This is a genomic window from Ramlibacter sp. bp-362 (genome assembly GCF_054956735.1).
In genome coordinates, this window is the sequence record NZ_JBUDXE010000002.1 from 213,870 (window position 1) to 230,865 (window position 16,996).

Here is a 16,996-nt window from a genome sequence, read left to right on the forward strand (position 1 = left end):
CCTCAGGGCACCAGCCGGAAGCCCTGCGGCCGGCCTTCGCCGCCGCCGCGATGGCCGCGGGCTTCACCGCGGCCGCCGCCGCGCACCGCGCGTTCCTGCTCCACTACCGGCACGGACGCGCGGCGCGGCACCTGCACCGGCTGCTGCTGGCGGATCATCCGCGGCTGCTCGGAGCGTCCGCGCTCGGCTTCGCGCTGGCGCTGCCAGCCGCCGCGGTCGCGGTCCTGCCCGCGTTCGCGCTGCCACGCTTCACGCTGCTCGCGCTGCGCTTCCCGCTGCCGCTGCCACGCTTCGCGCTGCGCGCGCTCCTGCTGGTCGCGGCCGGCCTGTTCGCGCTGGCGCTGCCATTGTTCGCGCTGCACGCGCGGGTCCTGCAGCTGGCGGTTGCGTTCGGCTTCGCGGATCTGGCTGCGCGCGTTGCGCTCGGCGTCGCGCTGCAGGCGGTCCTGCTCGCGCTGGGCGCGGGCCTGGTCGCGCACGGCGGGCGGCACGTCGCGGTGGCCCCAGAAACGCTGCGGCTGCACGTTCGCCGGCGGCGTGCTGCGCAGGCGCCGCACGGAATCGAATTCGCGCCCGCCGTGGCGCTCCGGGCGCCCCGGCACCGCGCCGATGCGGGCGTGGCGGATCGCGTCGGCCGGCAGCGCGCGCCAGTGGCGATACACCGGGCGGCCGTGGCGGAAGTCGTCCTCGCGCACCGCCGTGACGGCGAAGGGGCGCTGGCGCCAGTAGTGGTTGCCGTAGTTGCGCGGGTACCGGTGCAGGTCGATGTTGTAGTTGACGAAGCCGACATAGCGCGGGCTGGTGCGGTAAGTGGGCCACCAGGCCTCGCCGGGCGCGAGCGGGTACCAGCCGACCGCGGGGCCGGAGCCGATGCTCAGGCTGAACTGCGCGCCGTCGCCGCCCAGGAAGGCGACCATGGCCGGCGAATAGTAGGGACGCGCGGCCAGGCGGCCGGGCACCCAGGCCCAGCGCTCGTGGATGCGCGTCCAGCGGCCGTAGTGGAAGGGCGCGAAGCCCCAGGACGCATCGTCGATCCAGGTCCAGCCCCAGGGCGCGATCCAGGACCAGTGGCCGTAGCGGTAGGGGGCCCAGTCCGCCACCGTCACCTGCGGGTACCACACCGTGCCGTAGGTCGCGTCCTGGCTCCAGGTGCCGTGCTGGTCCAGCTCGGCGTAGCCGACCACGCCGCGCGGCACGTGGCGCGCGGCGATGGACTGGTCCTCCTGCCGGTTGCGCTCGGCGGCCCACAGGCCGAAGCTGTCCTGCTGGTAGGCGGGGCCCTGCACCTGCGCCAGCGTGCGGCCGGCGAAGCTCAGTTGCTGCCCGGCCCCGAGCTGGATGGACTGGCCGTCCTCGCCGTACACCGCCGCCAGGCCGCTCTGCACGCTCACGCGCGTCTGCTGCGTGGCGGGATCGACGTCGACGCGGTAGTCGCCGGGCTGCAGCGCACGCACCGCCACGTTGGGCGTGTCGATCTCGAAGTTCTCGCCATCCAGCAGCTCGCGCACGCGGGCGTTCACGGCACCCTGCTGCACGATGAACTGCGCCGCGCGATCGTCGAGCGCGCTCACGCCGATGTGGCTTTCGCCGTCGACGTGCAGCGTGGCCGAGCCGAGCTGCAGTTCGGCGCGCGCGCCGCGGTCGCTCCAGAGCCGGTCGCCGACGGTGAGCGGCCGGTTCTGCGGCAGGTCGATCCACTCCTCCTCGCCCTGCGGGGCGAACACGACCCCGCCTTCGCGGAAGCTGAGGTGGGCGACCCGGCCGGGCGGGTCCACGGCGTCCTGCGCGAAGGCCGCGGTGGCCAGCCAGAACACGAGCAGCGCACCGAGCCAGGGCAGGGCGCGACGGAAGCGGCGGTAGGTGACGGAGTGCATGGCGATGGACATGTGGCGGGACCTCATGGACCCTCAACGCGCGAGCGTGAACCGTCGCGGTAAAGCCCCCGTAAATTCCGCAACGCCGCCCGTCCGCCGAGGCGCCGGGCGTGATTTGTTCACGCCCGCACGGCCGGGCTCAGGCCCGGAAGATCTCTTCCAGGTCCGCCTCGCCGTTGGTGTGGTCCAGCTGCAGGCTGCCTTCGATGTGGTCCAGGTGGTCCAGCATGATCTTTTCGGCGCGCGCTCGGTCGCGCTTCGCGACGGCATCGATGATCAGCTGGTGTTCGTCGTCGCGGCAGCTCTGCGCGGTCGGCGCGTCGTACAGGAAGATGGTCAGGCAGGTCAGCATGCACAGCTCGCGCATGCTGCGCGCCAGCGCCGAATTGCCGGCCTGGTCGGCCAGCAAGGTGTGGAACTCGCCCGAGAGCCGGATCACGGCGCGCTTGTCGCCGCGGCGGCGCGCATCAGTCTCCAGTTCCAGGTGCTGGCGCAGGCGCTGGGTCTTCTCCGGCGTGAGCGTGTCGACCAGCCGGCGCAGCACCGCCGGCTCGATCAGCCGGCGCGCCTCGAACACGTCGCGGGCCTGCTCGATCGTGGGCTTGGCGACGTAGGCGCCGCGCTGCGGGAACAGCTCCACGATCTGTTCGTGCGCGAGCCGCGCCAGCACCTCGCGCACCCGCGCGCGGCTGACGCCGAAGATGTCCGCCAGCCGCTCCTCGCCCAGCTTGGTGCCGGGGTGCAGGCGGTGCTCCAGGATGGCCGTGTAGATGCGCTCGTAGATCTCGTCGACCGACTTCTCGCGCTCGGCGCGCGCCGCGGGCGCCTTGCGTGCCGCCCCCTTGGCGGCGGCGCGGGAGCGCTCGGGCGCGTGGCCGTTGTCGGCGACGCGTTCAGCGGCCTTGCCGCGTCCGGGGCTCAGCTCCATTGGAACAGCTCCCCCCAGCCGGTGATGCGTTCCGGCGCGCCTCCGGCGGCGCGCACCATGCCCCACACGGTGGTGCTCACGGTATCGAGCAGCGGGATGCGGTGCTGCGCCTCGAAGTCGGGCGCGAGCTGCGCCGCCCGCAGGTTGGTGCAGAACGTGGCGATGGCCTGCGGCCGGGCGCGGGCCACGTCGTCCATCAGCTCGCGCAGCTGGCGCGGCGTGACGCCGGCGAAATCGTGGTTGACGCGGATGCCCAGGTGGCGCTCGGCGACCACCTCGATGTCCAGGTCGCGGTAGTTGGCGACGATGCGCTGCTGCACGTCGGGCGTGTAGGGGCTCACCAGGGCCAGCTTGCGGATGCGCTTGAGCGCCATGAGCTCGTTCAAGGCCAGCACCGCGGTGGTGGCCGGGATGCCGGTGCGCTCGCGGATGCGCTCGCACAGCTGGCGGTCGCGGTCGAAGCCCAGCCAGCCGGAGGAGGTGCCGCTCCAGCCGATCGCGTCGACCTTGGCGTCGGCCAGCAGCTCGGCGGCCGCCAGGATCTTGCTGTCGTCGAACTGTCCGAGGGCGGCCGCGTCGAGCGCGATCTCGGTGACGCGGAAGCGCGAGAAATGGGCGCTGGCGCCGGGCAGGGCGGCGACCAGCGCACTGGTGAGCGGTTCCAGCGCGGTATTGGAAGAGGGGGTCAGCACCCCCAGGCGCAAGGCTTGGGTCACGAAATCTCCTGGACGGGACGGGCAACGCACGCCCCGCCCCGGAGTATGGCGAAGGCGGGCCGGCGATTCCACATATTTTGATCCAAATTGTCGACATTGGTGTAAACACCAACCGCGCACCCCGGGCCCGTCGTCCATAGTTGCCTCCCACCGGCCGGCCGGCCCTTTCCCGGGACCCGCGGACGCGCCGCCACCTTGACGAAAGCCATGACCAACCCGCGCTCCGCCAACGAATTGTCGACAACCCTGTCTGCATCCAGCGCCGCCACCGGCCTGGACCTGGTCGTCCGCAACGCCCGCGTGGCGACGGCCAGCGACACCTTCTCCTGCGACATCGGCATCCGCGGCGGGCGCATCGCCCTGCTCGGCGAGGGCCTGCCGGCAGGCCGGAAGGAAATCGACGCGGCCGGCCGCACCGTCACGCCCGGCGGGGTCGACGCCCACTGCCACCTCGACCAGCCGATGGAAGGCCCGGCGAAGATGGCCGACGACTTCCTGAGCGGCACGCGCTCGGCCGCCTGCGGCGGCACCACCACCGTGATCCCCTTCGCGGCGCAGATGAAGGGCCAGTCGCTGGAGGCGGCGGTAGTCGACTACCACGGCCGCGCCGAAGGCAAGGCCTGCATCGACTACGCCTTCCACCTGATCGTGAGCGACCCGACGCCGCAGGTGCTGCAGAAGGAACTGCCGGCGCTGATCGCGCAGGGCTACACCTCGTTCAAGGTCTACATGACCTACGACGACCTGAAGCTGGACGACGCGCAGATCCTCGACGTGCTGGACGTGGCCCGCACCCACGGGGCGCTGGCCATGGTGCATGCCGAGAACGCCGACTGCATCGAGTGGCTGACGAAGCGGCTGGAAGCCGCCGGCCGCACGGCCCCCCGCTGGCACGCGCACGCGCGCCCCATGCTGGTGGAGCGCGAGGCGACGCATCGCGCGATCGCGCTGTCGGAACTGGTCGACGTGCCGATCCTGATCGTGCACGTGTCGGGCCGCGAGGCGATCGAGCAGATCCGCTGGGCGCGCAGCCACGGCCTGTCCATCTTCGCCGAGACCTGCCCGCAGTACCTGTTCCTCACCGCGGAGGACCTCGGCATCGACGACAGCTACCTGGGCGCGCGCTGCATCTGCAGCCCGCCGCCGCGCGACAAGGCCAACCAGCAGAAGATCTGGGAAGGCCTCACCGACGGCCTGTTCACCGTCTTCTCGTCCGACCACGCGCCCTTCCGCTACGAGGACCCGCAGGGCAAGAAGATCGGCGGCGAGGAAGTCGCCTTCCGCCACATCCCCAACGGCATCCCCGGCGTGGAGACGCGCCTGCCGCTGCTCTATTCCGAGGGCGTGCTGGGCGGCCGCATCACGCTGCAGAAGTTCGTGGAGCTCACCGCCACCAACCCGGCCAAGGCCTACGGCCTGCACCCGCGCAAGGGCACGATCGCCGTCGGCAGCGACGCCGACCTGGTGCTGTGGGACGAGCGCGAAGTCACCATCCGCAACGACAGGCTGCACCACGCCGTGGACTACACGCCCTACGAAGGCATGCAGCTGAAGGCCTGGCCGGCGCTGACGCTTTCGCGCGGCGAGGTCGTGTGGGACGGCCAGTCCTTCACCGGCCACGCCGGCCGCGGCAAGTTCCTGCCCTGCGGCACGCCCTCCCTGCTGCCCAAGCGCGCCTGAGGCCGCCATGCGCATCCTGCTGGTCAACCCCAACATCTCGGACAGCGTGTCGGACCTGATCCGCGCCGAGGCGCAGCGCAGCGCCTCGCCCGGCACGGAGATCGAGGTGCGCACGGCGCCCTTCGGCGTCGCCTACATCGAGACGCGCTTCGAATCGCTGGTGGGCGCCTATGCGACGGCGCAGGTGGCCGCCGAACACTGCGGGACCTGCGATGCCGTGGTGGTCGCCGCCTTCGGCGACCCCGGGCTCACGGGCCTGCGCGAACTGCTGCCGGTGCCGGTCACCGGCATGACGGAAGCGGCGCTCGCCACGGCGCACCTGCTGGGCCACCGCATTTCCATCATCGCGATCTCGCAGCGCATCCAGGCCTGGTACCGCGAGGTGGTGGAGAGCTACGGCTTCGGCGACCGGCTGGCCAGCATCCGCGCCCTCGACCGGCCGCTTTCCAGCATCGGCGGCGTGCAGGAAGAACACGCGCAGGCGCTGAAGGCGCTGGCCGAACGCGCCGTGGACGAGGACGGCGCCGAGGTGATCATCCTCGCCGGCGCGCCGCTCGCGGGCCTCGCGCGCTCCTTGCAGGGGCAGTTGCCCGTGCCCGTGGTGGACGGCGTCTCCAGCGCCGTGCGCCACGCCGAAACCCTGGTGGCCCTGAAGCCCGGCCGCGCGCGGCGCGGCAGCTTCGCGCCGCCGCCCCAGAAGCCGCACCGCGGGCTGCCCGAGGGCATCGCGCGGCTGCTCGACGCCACCCGACCCTGAACAGAGGACCCGCATGCTGAAGACCTCCATCGCCCGCGCCGCCCTGGCCGCCGTCCTGGCGCTCGGCGCCGCGCTGCCCACCGCCGCCCAGCAGAAGCTGCAGATCGCCGGCAACTTCGCGACCGAGCATCCGTCCAGCGTCGCCGTGGAACAGGTGTTCCGCAAGGAAGTCGCGCGCCTGACCAACAACCAGCTGCAGGTGGACGTGTTCCCCGCGATGCAGCTCGGGGGCGCCAAGGAGAACGTCGACGCCGTGCGTTCCGGTACGCTGGCGCTGACCTGGGTGGGCGCGGCCTTCCTCTCGCGCATCGCCCCGGAGCTGGAGGCGGTGAGCCTGCCCTTCGTGTTCGCCAACCGCGAGTCGGCCTTCCGCGTGATCGACGGCCCGGTGGGCCAGGCGATCGACAGGAAACTGCAGGACAAGGGCTTCATCTCGCTGGGCTGGATGGAGCTGGGCATGCGCCACGTCACCAACAGCAAGGGCCCGATCCGCACCAAGGCGGACCTCGACGGCCTGAAGGTCCGCCTGCAGCCCAACGACACGCACCTGGCCACCTTCCGCGCGCTCGGCGCCAACCCGGTCGCCATGGACGTGAAGGAACTCTATTCCGCGCTCGAGCAGCGCGTGGTCGACGGCCAGGAGAACCCGTACAGCGTGATCTCCGCCAGCCGCTTCAGCGAGGTGCAGAAGTACCTCTCGAACACCGGCCACTTCTTCGACTTCATCGCGGTCGTCGCCAGCAAGCGCGCCTTCGAGCAGTTGAAGCCCGAATACCAGAAGGCCGTGCGCGAGGCCATGACCGCCACCATCGCCTACCAGCGCAAGCTGGCCGCCGAGGAGGAGGCCAAGCAGCTGGCGCAGCTGAAGGCCAAGATGACCTACACCGAGATCACGCCGGCCGCCCGCGAGGAGATGCGCAAGGCCACGCTGCCCGTGATCGAGCACGTGAAGAAGCGCGCCGGCGCCGACCTGGTGAACCAGGTCCTCGCCGAGGCCGCGAAGCACTGATCCCTCATGAAGGAGCACGGCATGGAACACGCCCTGCCCCTGCCGGCCGCGGACGCCGTGCCCGCCGCCTGGCCCCTGCGCCTGCTGCGCGCCGCCGACCGCGCGCTCACGGCCGTCCTGCTCGCCTCGGTGGCCGTGATGGTCGGCGTCGTCTCGGCGCAGGTCGCCCTGCGCTACGGCTTCAACGAATCGATCGACTGGGCCGACGAGATCGGGCGGCTCGCCTTCGTGTGGGCCATCTTCCTCGCGATCCCGCTGGGCGTGCGCGACGGCGCGCACATCGGCATCGACCTGCTGGTGGACAAGCTGCCGGCCGCCGGCCAGTCCGTGCTGCGCCGCGCCGGCGCGGCCCTGGCCGCCGCGATGATGCTGGCGATCGCCTGGGCGGCCGTGCGCACCTGCCGCGAGCAGTGGGACGAGCTGATGGCCACCGTGGACATCAGCGTCGGCTGGTTCATCGTGCCCGTCGCCATCGGCGCGCTGTTCAGCGCGCTGCACCTGCTGCGCATCGTGATCGCCGGCCCGCCGGCCAGGAAGGCGGGAGGCGCGGAATGAGCGCCGCCGTCATCGCCGGCTTCATGGGCCTGTCGCTGCTGGGGCTGCCCATCGCCTTCGCCATGGGCGTGGCGGCGCTGGTGGCGCTGCTCGCGAGCGGCGTGGACCTGACGATGGTGCCGCAACGCATGATGCACGCCATCAACTCCTTCCCGCTGATGGCGATCCCCTTCTTCATGCTGGCGGGCGAGCTGATGATCAAGGCGGGCATCGTCGAGCGGCTGATCGCGCTGGCCAACACCATCGTCGGCCGCGTGCGCGGCGGCCTGGCGCACGTGACCATGCTCTCGGGCGCGGGCCTGGCGACGGTCTCCGGCGCCGCCGTCTCGGACGCGAGCGCGCTGTCCTCCATCCTGGTGCCCTCGCTGTCCAAGGTGTACGACAAGGGCTTCGCCACCGCCATCGTCGCGGCGGCGGCCAACCTCGGGCCGATCATCCCGCCCAGCGGCGCCATGATCGTCTACGCCTTCATGGCCGGCTCCTCGGTGTCGGTGGGCGGCATGTTCATGGCGGGCGTCCTGCCCGGCCTGATCATCACCATCGGTTTCATCGCCCTGTGCTCCTGGATCGCGACGCGCCGCGGCTGGGCCGTCACGGGCGAACCCTTCCGCCTGCGCACCGTGCTGGCGGAACTGCGCCGCTCGCTCGTCGTGCTGGCCATGCCGGTGCTGGTGATCGGCGGCATCGTCGGCGGCGCCTTCACCGCCACCGAGGGATCGGCGATCGCCGTCGTCTACTCCGCGCTGCTCGGCTTCTTCGTGACGCGCACGCTGACGATGAAGGACCTGCCGGGCATCGTCGTGCGGGCGGCCATCACCTCCGCCATGGTCGGCGCGCTGATCGCCTTCGCCTCGGTCATCACCTACCTGATGACGGTGGACCTGCTGCCGCAGAAGCTGACGGTGCTGCTCAAGGCGATCACCGACAGCCCGCTCGTGTACCTGGCGCTGGTCTCGCTGCTGCTGTTCGTGGTCGGCATGTTCCTGGAGTCGAACGCCGCCTACATCATGCTGGTGCCGCTGCTGCACCCGATCGCCATCCAGTACGGCATCGACCCGCTGCACTTCGGCTTCCTGTTCGTGCTGAACCTGGTGATCGGCATGCTGACGCCGCCCGTGGGCGTCGTGCTGTTCGTCGTCTGCGGCATCACCGGCGTGCGCATGCGCGAGCTGGTCGCCAACGTCTGGCCCTTCATCGCCCTGATGTACGGCGTGCTGGTCGCCTGCATGCTGTTCCCGCCCCTGGTGACCGCGCTGCCGCGCGCGCTGGGTTACTGATCCCCCCTGCCCACTCCACCCACCCTGAGGAGCTCCACCATGTCCCTGCGACCCCTGAAGTCCCTGGCGGCCGTCGCGCTCGCCGCCACGCTGGCGCTGCCCGCAGCCGCGCAGCACATCCAGTTCAAGATGATCGGCCAGCCGCTCGCGACCGGCCTGATCCAGAAGAACAAGGAACAGGCCTTCTTCGAGCACTTCGCCGAGAAGACGGGCCTGCCGATCGACGTGGACTACAAGCCGATCGACACCCTGGGCCTGAAGGACACCGAGCAGCTGCGCGTGATGAAGGCCGGCCTGTTCGACATCGTGTCGCTGCGCGTGTCGCAGAACTCGCGCGACGAGCCCACGCTGCTGGGCCTGGACCTGGTGGGCGCCTCGCCCGACTACGCGACCGGCCGCAAGGTGGCCGACGCCTACTTCAAGACCATCGACGAGCGCCTGCAGAAGCAGTTCAACGTGAAGCTGCTGGGCGTCTGGCCCTTCGGCCCGCAGGTGCTGTTCTGCAAGAAGCCGATCGCCAAGCTGGCCGACATCAAGGGCATGAAGGTCCGCGTGTACGACCAGAACCTGGCCAAGTTCATCGAGCTGGTCGGCGGCACGCCGGTGCCGGTGTCCTTCGCCGACACGCACCAGTCGCTGTCGCTGGGCGTCGTGGACTGCGCCATCACCGGGCCCAGCTCCGCCAACTCCGCCGGCTGGCCGGAAGTGACGACGCACCAGATGCCCCTGGGCTTCCAGATGGCGCTGAACGGCTACGCGATGACCCTCAAGGCCTGGAACCGGCTCAAGCCCGACCACCAGGCCAAGCTGACGGCCGCCTTCCAGGGCCTCACCAACGACATCTGGTCCTACTCCGAAGAGCTGTTCCAGGACGCGCTGAACTGCAACACCGGCAAGGAGCCCTGCAAGACGGGCAAGAAGTTCAACCTGGTGAACGTGCCGGTCTCGCCGGCCGACCTGGAGCTGGTGCGCGGCGCCGTGAGCAAGGTGTCGCTGCCGGTCTGGGCCGAGGTCTGCGACAAGTCCAACCCGGACTGCTCGAAGAAGTGGAAGGCGACCGTGGCGCCGGTGCTGGGGCTGAAGTGACCGTGGCCACGCAGACCAGCGACCTGCTGGCCCCGCCCGTCGCGGGCGGGGCGGCCAAGCCGGCGTCGGCGGCCTCGATGAAGGACCGCGTCGAGACGGTGCTGGCCACCGTCTTCGGCGCGCTCTTCCTCGGGCTGTCCGCCGTGGTGACGGTCGAGACGCTGTCGCGCAAGCTGTTCAACGTGTCGCTGCAAGGCGCCGACGAACTGGGCGGCTACGCGCTGGCGGTGGGCTCCACGATCGCCTTCAGCCTCGCCCTGATGGGCCGGGCGCACATCCGGGTGGACGTGTTCCACGAGCTGCTGCCCCGCAGGCTGCAGTCCGTGCTGAACTGGTTCGCCGTCGTCTCCCTGGCGGCGCTGGGCGTGTTCATCGCCTGGATCGCCTTCAAGGTGCTGGCCGACACGCTGCAGTACGGCAGCACGGCGCAGACGCCCTGGGCCACGCCCCTGATCTATCCGCAGACCGTCTGGTACATCGGCCTGGTGGTCTTCGCGCTGGTGGCGTGCGGCTACGCGCTGCGGGCCTCGCTGCTGCTGTTCGGCGGGCGCATGGACCGGCTGAACCACGAGTTCCAGCCCAAGAGCGCCAAGGAAGAACTGAAGGAAGAACTCGAGGACCTGGCGCAGCGCCAGGCGGCCGAAGGAGAGCAGAAATGAACGTCATGGTCATCTCGCTGGCCTTCTTCGCCATGCTGGGGATGATGCTCGTGGGCCTGCCCATCGCCGTCTCGATGGCGGTGGTGGGCATCGTGGGCGGCATCGCCGCCTACGGGCACCCGTTCATGGACTCCATCGCGCCGGTGGTCTGGGGCGTGCAGAACGACAACCTGCTCACCTGCATCCCGCTGTTCGTGCTGCTCGGCGAACTGCTGCTGCGCTCGGGCATCGCCGACCGCATGTACATCGCGCTGTCGGCCTGGCTGGGCCGGTTGCCTGGCGGCCTGCTGCACACCAACATCGGCAGCTGCGCGCTGTTCGCGGCGACTTCGGGGTCCTCCGTCGCGACCGCGGCGACGGTCGGCACCGTGGCGCTGCCCTCGCTGCAGAAGCGCGGCTACTCCATGCGCGCCTCGCTCGGCTCGCTGGCGGCCGGCGGCACGCTGGGCATCCTGATCCCGCCCTCGGTCAACATGATCGTGTACGGCTCGCTCACCAACAACTCGATCGGCAAGCTGTTCATCGCCGGCATCATCCCCGGCCTGCTGCTCACGGGCTGCTTCATGCTCTGGATCTGGATCTCCAGCGTGATGAGCGGCGAGGTGAAGCGCGAGGCCAAGGTGCCGCTGGACGAGCGCATGCGCGTCCTGGTCCACCTGGTCCCGCCGGCCGTGGTGTTCGGGATCGTCATGGGCAGCCTGTACTTCGGCATCGCCACCGCCACCGAGAGCGCGGCCCTCGGCGTCGTCGCGGCCCTGGTCTTCGTCTGGCGCTCCGGCAAGCTGAACTGGGAGGTGATGCGCACCTGCTTCATCTCCACGGCGCGGATCAGCGGGATGATCCTGCTGATCATCATGGCGGCCTTCATCCTGAACCTGACCATCAGCCTCACGGGCGTCGCCGAGGCGATGACCAAGTGGGTGGCGGGCCTGGGCCTGTCGGCCACCGGGCTGATCCTGGCGCTGATCGTGTTCTACCTGATCCTGGGCATGTTCATGGACGTGCTCTCGATGCAGGTGGCGACGATCCCGATCACCTACCCGATCGCGACGGCGCTGGGCGTGGACCCGATCTGGTTCGGCATCTTCATCGTGCTGATGTGCGAGCTGGGCCTGATCACGCCGCCGGTGGGCATGAACCTGTTCGTGGTGCACGGCATCCGGCCGGACAAGGGCGGCATCCAGGACGCCATCTGGGGCGCGCTGCCCTACGCGCTGATCATGATCCTGTTCACCATGCTGCTGCTGGCCGTGCCGCAGCTCGTGACCTGGCTGCCCCGGAACATGTGAGGCCATGACCAGCGAACCCCTCTGGCGGCTGTCGGCCGCCGACATGCGACGGGGCTACCGCGACGGCAGCCTGACGCCCTTGAAGGTGGCGCAGGCCTGCCTGGCGCGGCTGGAGGCGGTCAACCCGAAGATCAACGCGGTGGTCGCGCGGCGCGACGCGGCGTTCATGGCGGAGGCCGATGCCTCCACCGAACGCCACGCGCGCGGCGCGCCGCTGTCGCCCATCGACGGGATCCCGCTGTCGGTGAAGGACAGCCTGTACACGGCGGACCAGCCGACGACCTGGGGCTGCCCGGCGCTGCGCGCGCACGCCACCGGCCAGGACGAATTCGCCGTGGGCCGCGCCCGCGCGGCCGGCGCGCTGATCATCGGCAAGACCAACGTGCCGGAGTTCGCGCTGGAGGGCTACACGGCCAACCCGATCTTCGGCGTCACGCGCAATCCCTGGAACACGGAGCTCACGCCGGGCGGCTCCAGCGGCGGAGCCGTCGCGGCGGTCGCGGCCGGCATCACGCCGCTGGCGATCGGACAGGACGGCGGCGGCTCGATCCGCCGGCCGGCCTCGCACACGGGGCTGGTGGGGCTGAAGCCGTCCCTCTCCGCCGTGCCCCGCGAGCACGTGCTGCCCAGCCTGCTGCTGGACTTCGAGGTGATCGGGCCGCTGGCGCGCACCGTGGAAGACGCGCGCATGCTGTTCGAGGTGATGCGCGGGCCGGCGGCGGTGGACCGCTCGTCGCTCGCCGCGGCGCACGCCGCCTCCGAGGTGCGGCCCGCCCGCGCCCTGCACATCCTGTACGTCGAGCGCTTCGGCACCGCCCCCCTGGACCCGCAGATCGCCCGCAGCGTCGGCCGCGCGGTGGAGCGCCTGGCGTCCCTGGGCCACGAGGTCCGCACCGGGCCGCTGCCCCTGGACCTGGATTTCTACGCCGAAGCCTGGCCGCAGATCGGCCAGGCCGGACTCGCGCAGCTGTTCGAGCGCCACCCGGACTGGGCCGCCCAGGCCTCGCCGAAGTACGTGGAGATGGCGGAAAAGGGCCGCGCCCTGCCGGCCGCCCGCCTCTGGCAGATCCTGGAACAGGTGAAAAAATTGCGCCGCGACAGCGTCGCCCTGTTCGCGGAGACCGACGTGATCGTGCTGCCATCAGCGGCGGCCCTGCCCTGGAAAGCCGAAATGGCCTACCCTGCGCGGATAGCCGGCCAGGAAGTCGGCCCCCGGGGCCACGCCGTCTACACGGGCTGGGTCAACGCCGCCGGCCTGCCGGGGCTGGCGCTTCCCTGCGAGCCCTCGGCGGAGGGCCTGCCGATCGGCATGCAGCTGGTCGGATCCTATGGTTCCGACGCACAACTGTTTCACCTTGGCGCCGCCTACGAGCAGGCGTACCCTTGGGCCGGGCTGTGGCCCAGCATTTGAACAACACCCGGTAGTCAGAGGAGTGATGACATGTCCACCCACCGCAAGATCCTGATCCTCGGAGCCTCGTACGGCTCCCTGCTCGCCTCCAAGCTCCTGTTCGCCGGTCACGAGGTGAAGCTCGTCTGCCTGCCCGCCGAAGCCGACCTGATCAACAGCGAGGGCTTCCGCGTGCGCATGCCGGTGCGCGGCCGCGCCGAGCAGGTGGTGATCGACTCGCGCCAGCTTCCCGGCAAGGTGTCCGCCGCCGGCACCGACGACGTCAACCCCGCCGACTACGACCTGATCGGCCTGGCCATGCAGGAGCCGCAGTACCGCTCGCCCGGCGTGCGCGAGCTGCTGGACAAGGTGGCGAAGTCGCGCGTGCCCTGCATGTCCATCATGAACATGCCGCCGCTGCCCTACCTGCGCCGCATCCCCGGCCTGGACGCCGACCAGCTCAAGCCCGCGTTCACCGACGCCAGCGTGTGGGATTCCTTCGAGCCCGGCCTGCTGACGCTGTGCAGCCCCGACCCGCAGGCCGTGCGCCCGCCGGAAGAAAAGGTCAACGTGCTGCAGGTCACGCTGCCGACCAACTTCAAGGTCGCCCGCTTCGATGACGAGAAGCACACGCAGATGCTGCGCGAGCTGGAGCAGGATGTCGACGCCGTGCGCTACCAGGCGCCGGAAGGCCCGATCGAGCTGCCGGTGAAGCTGCGCGTGTCCGACTCCATCTTCGTGCCGCTCGCCAAGTGGTCCATGCTGCTGGCGGGCAACTACCGCTGCATCACGCCCGACGGCATGCGCACCGCGCAGGAGGCCGTGCACTCCAACATCGCCGAGTCCAAGTCCGTCTACGACTTCGTGTTCGACCTGTGCGTGCAGCTGGGCGCCAAGCCCTCCGACCTGGTGCCCTTCGAGAAGTACGCCGCCGCGGCCTCCAGCCTGACGCGCCCGGCCTCCGCCGCCCGCGCGCTGCAGAACGGCGTGCCCTACATCGAGCGCGCCGACAAGCTGGTGCAGCTGGTCGCGCGCCAGAAGGGCCTGCGCCACCCGGTGATCGACCGCATCGTCGATCTGGTGGACACGCGCCTGCACGCCAACCGCGAGAAGGCCGCCGGCCGCTGATGGCCGACACCGCGCTGAAGGCCGTCGCCGACGCGCTGCTGCAAGCCCGCCGCGCCCAGCGCCGGGCGGACGCCGCGCCGCTCGAAGGCCTGCTCTCGAACGCCGAGGAGGCCTATGCCGTGCAGGAGCGCGTCGGCCGCGAGGCCGGCTGGTTCGACGCCGGCGTGCCGCGCCACTGGAAATCCGGCGGCCCCTCTCGCAGCGCGGTGCTCACGCACGCGCCGCTGCCGCCGCAGAACGTCTGGCCCAGCCCGGCCGACGGGCGCGCCACGCACTTCAACCTGCGCCTGATCGAGGCCGAGGTCGCGCTGCGGCTGGGCCGCGACGTCACGCCGGCGGAAGCCGCGGCGCTGGCGGACGACGCGGCTGCCTCGCTGGTGGACGCGATGACCGTGTCCATCGAGATCGTCGACACGCGCTGGCAGCAGTTCCCCGAGGTGAGCGCGCTGCTCAAGCTCGCGGACTTCCAGGTGCACGGCGCGCTGGTGCTGGGCGAATGGAAGCCTTACGCGCCGCGCGACTGGGCGCAGCAGGCCTGCACGGTGCAGGTCGGCGCCGCGGCGCCGCAGTCCTTCCGCGGCACGCATTCGCTGGGCGAACCCGCCTGGCTGCTGCCCACCTGGCTGCGCCACGTGAGCCGCCATGGCGCCACGGTGCCGCGCGGCACCATCGTCACCACCGGCACGTGGTGCGGCATGCTCACGGCGCAGCAGGGCGACAAGGTGAAGGCGGTGTTCGAGGGCATCGGCGAGGCGGAAGTGCAGCTCTGACCCGTCACCGCGAAGGCGGGGATGACGAAAATCCCCCCGTGTCCTCCCCATCGCCTTCCCCCCGCGGCGCCTGGCTGATGCTGCTGGTGCTGATCTCCGGCTTCGCCCTCAGCCAGGCCTTCCGTACCGCGGCCAGCATCATGGCGCCGCCGCTGCAGCAGGCCTTCGCGCTCACGCCGCAGCAGCTGGGCCTGTTCGCCGCCGCCTTTCATTTCTCCTTCGCCTCCCTGCAGCTGTTCATGGGCATGGGCATCGATGTCTACGGCCCGCGCCGCACCGTCCTCGCCGTGTTCCCGCTGGCGATCGCCGGCGCGCTGGTCACGGCCGGCGCGCAGGGCTACGGCATGCTGATCTTCGGCCAGGTGCTCACCGGCATCGGCTGCGCGCCCGCCTTCCTGGTCTGCACCGTCTTCATCTCGCGACGCTTCCCGATCGAGCGCTACGCCGCCGTCAACGGCGCCGCCCTGGGGATCGGCTCCATCGGCCTGCTGCTCACCGGCACGCCGCTCGCCTGGGTGATCGAGCAGTTCTCGTGGCGGGCCGGGTTCGTGGTGCTGGCCGCCTGCGCCGCGCTCGCCTGGCTGGCGATCCTGCTGCTGGTGCGCGACGGCCACGACAGCGACCGGGGCCGCCAGCCGGTCGACGTGATCGGCGCGCTGCGCGGCTACGGGGAGCTGTTCCGGCTGCCGCACACGCTGGGCATCATCGGGCTGGCGCTCTTCAGCTATGCGGCCTTCATGGCCTTGCGCGGCCTCTGGCTGGTGCCGCTGCTGATCGAGCGCTACGACTTCACGCTGGTGCAGACCGGCAACGTGGCGATCGCGATTTCCGTGCTCGGCATGGTCGGTGCGCCGCTGTTCGGCAGGCTGGATCCCGGCGACCGGCGGCGACGGTCCTGGATCGTCGGCTGCGCCCTGCTCACGGCCGCGCTGTTCTTCGTGATCGCGCTCGGCCCCGGTGCCTGGCTCGACGTGACGCTGGCGCTCGCCATCAGCCTGCTGTCCGGCTTCTGCACGCTGCAGTACGCCGACGTGCGCGCGGCCTACCCGGCCCGCATGACGGGGCGCGCGATGGCCGTGTTCACCATGGCCATGTTCCTCGGCGTGGCGGTCATGCAGTGGCTGACCGGCGGCGTCGCCTCGGCCGCCGCCGCGCTGGACATCGAGCGGTACGCGGCGGTGATGGGCGCCATCGGCGTGATGCTGGTCGGCGGTGCGCTCGCGTTCCGGTTCCTGCCGGCGCCGCGGCAGGCGAGCGCGGCCGCGGGCGAGCCGTCACAATCGAGTCCATGAAGATCGCGAAAGACACCGTCGTCACCCTGCAGTACAAGGTGGCCGACACCGCCGGGCGGCTGATCGAGCAGAGCAAGGAGCCCATGGTCTACCTGCACGGCGGCTACGACAACACGCTGCCCAAGATCGAGGAAGCGCTGGAAGGCCAGGAGCCCGGCTACCAGGTGACACTGGAGCTGCAGCCGCAGGACGCCTTCGGCCTGCGCGACGAGGCGCTGGTGCGCGTGATCCCCAAGGCCGAGTTCCCGCCGGGCGTGAAGGTGGGCGGCCAGCTGGAGGGCCACACCGACGACGGCACGCCGCACGTCTTCCACGTCATGAAGATCAAGGGCCAGGAGGTCCACCTCGACGGCAACCATCCTCTCGCCGGCAAGGCGCTGAAGTTCACGCTGAAGGTCACCGGCGTGCGCCTGGCCAGCGGCGAGGAAATCGCCCACCGCCACGTGCACGGCGCGGGCGGGCACCACCACTGAACACGGGGACCGGACGCAAAAGTCGCAAAGGTTGCGCCAAAGAAAGCCAAAAAAGTCCTTTTGAATCTTTTGCGACTTTTGCGCGACCTTTGCGACCTCTGCCTCCGGCTGTC

16 protein-coding genes are annotated in these 16,996 nt (G+C 70.7%); 13 read left to right on the plus strand and 3 right to left on the minus strand.

Annotated features, from left to right (window positions below):
* Positions 1–2: 2 nt before the first annotated feature.
* From ACY0MJ_RS03470 to ACY0MJ_RS03480, 3 genes are all read right to left on the minus strand, one after another.
* A complete protein-coding gene (locus ACY0MJ_RS03470) occupies positions 3–1,901 on the minus strand; it encodes a DUF6600 domain-containing protein (protein WP_462636885.1) in 1,899 nt (632 codons plus the stop codon).
* Between the two features lie 112 nt (positions 1,902–2,013).
* Positions 2,014–2,658, minus strand: coding sequence for a GntR family transcriptional regulator (locus ACY0MJ_RS03475; RefSeq protein WP_462637093.1), 645 nt, complete (start codon positions 2,656–2,658; stop codon positions 2,014–2,016).
* A 134-nt stretch (positions 2,659–2,792) separates the two neighbouring features.
* Complete coding sequence (locus ACY0MJ_RS03480; protein WP_462636886.1) at positions 2,793–3,518, minus strand: maleate cis-trans isomerase family protein; 726 nt, start codon at positions 3,516–3,518, stop codon at positions 2,793–2,795.
* A 207-nt stretch (positions 3,519–3,725) separates the two neighbouring features.
* Between ACY0MJ_RS03480 and hydA the strand changes: the two genes are divergently transcribed.
* From hydA to ACY0MJ_RS03545, 13 genes are all read left to right on the plus strand, one after another.
* Positions 3,726–5,198: a dihydropyrimidinase gene (gene hydA / locus ACY0MJ_RS03485; RefSeq protein WP_462636887.1), complete on the plus strand. Its 1,473-nt coding sequence runs from the start codon at positions 3,726–3,728 to the stop codon at positions 5,196–5,198.
* 7 nt (positions 5,199–5,205) lie between these two features.
* Positions 5,206–5,955 carry an aspartate/glutamate racemase family protein gene (locus tag ACY0MJ_RS03490; RefSeq protein WP_462636889.1) on the plus strand — a complete coding sequence of 250 codons (750 nt, stop codon included), beginning with the start codon at positions 5,206–5,208 and terminating at the stop codon, positions 5,953–5,955.
* A gap of 13 nt (positions 5,956–5,968) precedes the next feature.
* A complete protein-coding gene (locus ACY0MJ_RS03495) occupies positions 5,969–6,964 on the plus strand; it encodes a TRAP transporter substrate-binding protein (RefSeq protein ID WP_462636890.1) in 996 nt (331 codons plus the stop codon).
* Positions 6,965–6,985: 21 nt separating this feature from the next.
* On the plus strand, positions 6,986–7,519 hold the full coding sequence (locus tag ACY0MJ_RS03500; protein ID WP_462636891.1) for a TRAP transporter small permease: 534 nt from the start codon (positions 6,986–6,988) through the stop codon (positions 7,517–7,519).
* Entirely contained in the window at positions 7,516–8,796 is a 1,281-nt protein-coding gene (locus tag ACY0MJ_RS03505; RefSeq protein ID WP_462636892.1) for a TRAP transporter large permease, read from the plus strand. Before ACY0MJ_RS03500 ends, ACY0MJ_RS03505 begins: the two co-directional genes overlap by 4 nt.
* Before the next feature lie 39 nt (positions 8,797–8,835).
* Positions 8,836–9,882, plus strand: a complete 1,047-nt coding sequence (locus ACY0MJ_RS03510) for a TRAP transporter substrate-binding protein (protein WP_462636893.1) — start codon at positions 8,836–8,838, stop codon at positions 9,880–9,882.
* 2 nt (positions 9,883–9,884) lie between these two features.
* On the plus strand, positions 9,885–10,541 hold the full coding sequence (locus ACY0MJ_RS03515) for a TRAP transporter small permease subunit (RefSeq protein WP_462636894.1): 657 nt from the start codon (positions 9,885–9,887) through the stop codon (positions 10,539–10,541).
* On the plus strand, positions 10,538–11,830 hold the full coding sequence (locus tag ACY0MJ_RS03520) for a TRAP transporter large permease (protein WP_462636895.1): 1,293 nt from the start codon (positions 10,538–10,540) through the stop codon (positions 11,828–11,830). The genes ACY0MJ_RS03515 and ACY0MJ_RS03520 overlap by 4 nt, the downstream gene beginning before the upstream one ends.
* 4 nt (positions 11,831–11,834) lie before the next feature.
* A complete protein-coding gene (locus ACY0MJ_RS03525; protein ID WP_462636896.1) occupies positions 11,835–13,241 on the plus strand; it encodes an amidase in 1,407 nt (468 codons plus the stop codon).
* A 30-nt stretch (positions 13,242–13,271) separates the two neighbouring features.
* A complete protein-coding gene (locus ACY0MJ_RS03530) occupies positions 13,272–14,348 on the plus strand; it encodes a Rossmann-fold NAD(P)-binding domain-containing protein (protein WP_462636897.1) in 1,077 nt (358 codons plus the stop codon).
* Positions 14,348–15,118: a fumarylacetoacetate hydrolase family protein gene (locus ACY0MJ_RS03535; protein WP_462636898.1), complete on the plus strand. Its 771-nt coding sequence runs from the start codon at positions 14,348–14,350 to the stop codon at positions 15,116–15,118. The genes ACY0MJ_RS03530 and ACY0MJ_RS03535 overlap by 1 nt, the downstream gene beginning before the upstream one ends.
* A gap of 77 nt (positions 15,119–15,195) precedes the next feature.
* Positions 15,196–16,410 (plus strand): MFS transporter, encoded by a 1,215-nt coding sequence (locus ACY0MJ_RS03540; protein WP_462637094.1) that lies wholly within the window; start codon positions 15,196–15,198, stop codon positions 16,408–16,410.
* Complete coding sequence (locus tag ACY0MJ_RS03545) at positions 16,407–16,883, plus strand: FKBP-type peptidyl-prolyl cis-trans isomerase (protein WP_462636899.1); 477 nt, start codon at positions 16,407–16,409, stop codon at positions 16,881–16,883. The genes ACY0MJ_RS03540 and ACY0MJ_RS03545 overlap by 4 nt, the downstream gene beginning before the upstream one ends.
* Positions 16,884–16,996 lie beyond the last annotated feature (113 nt).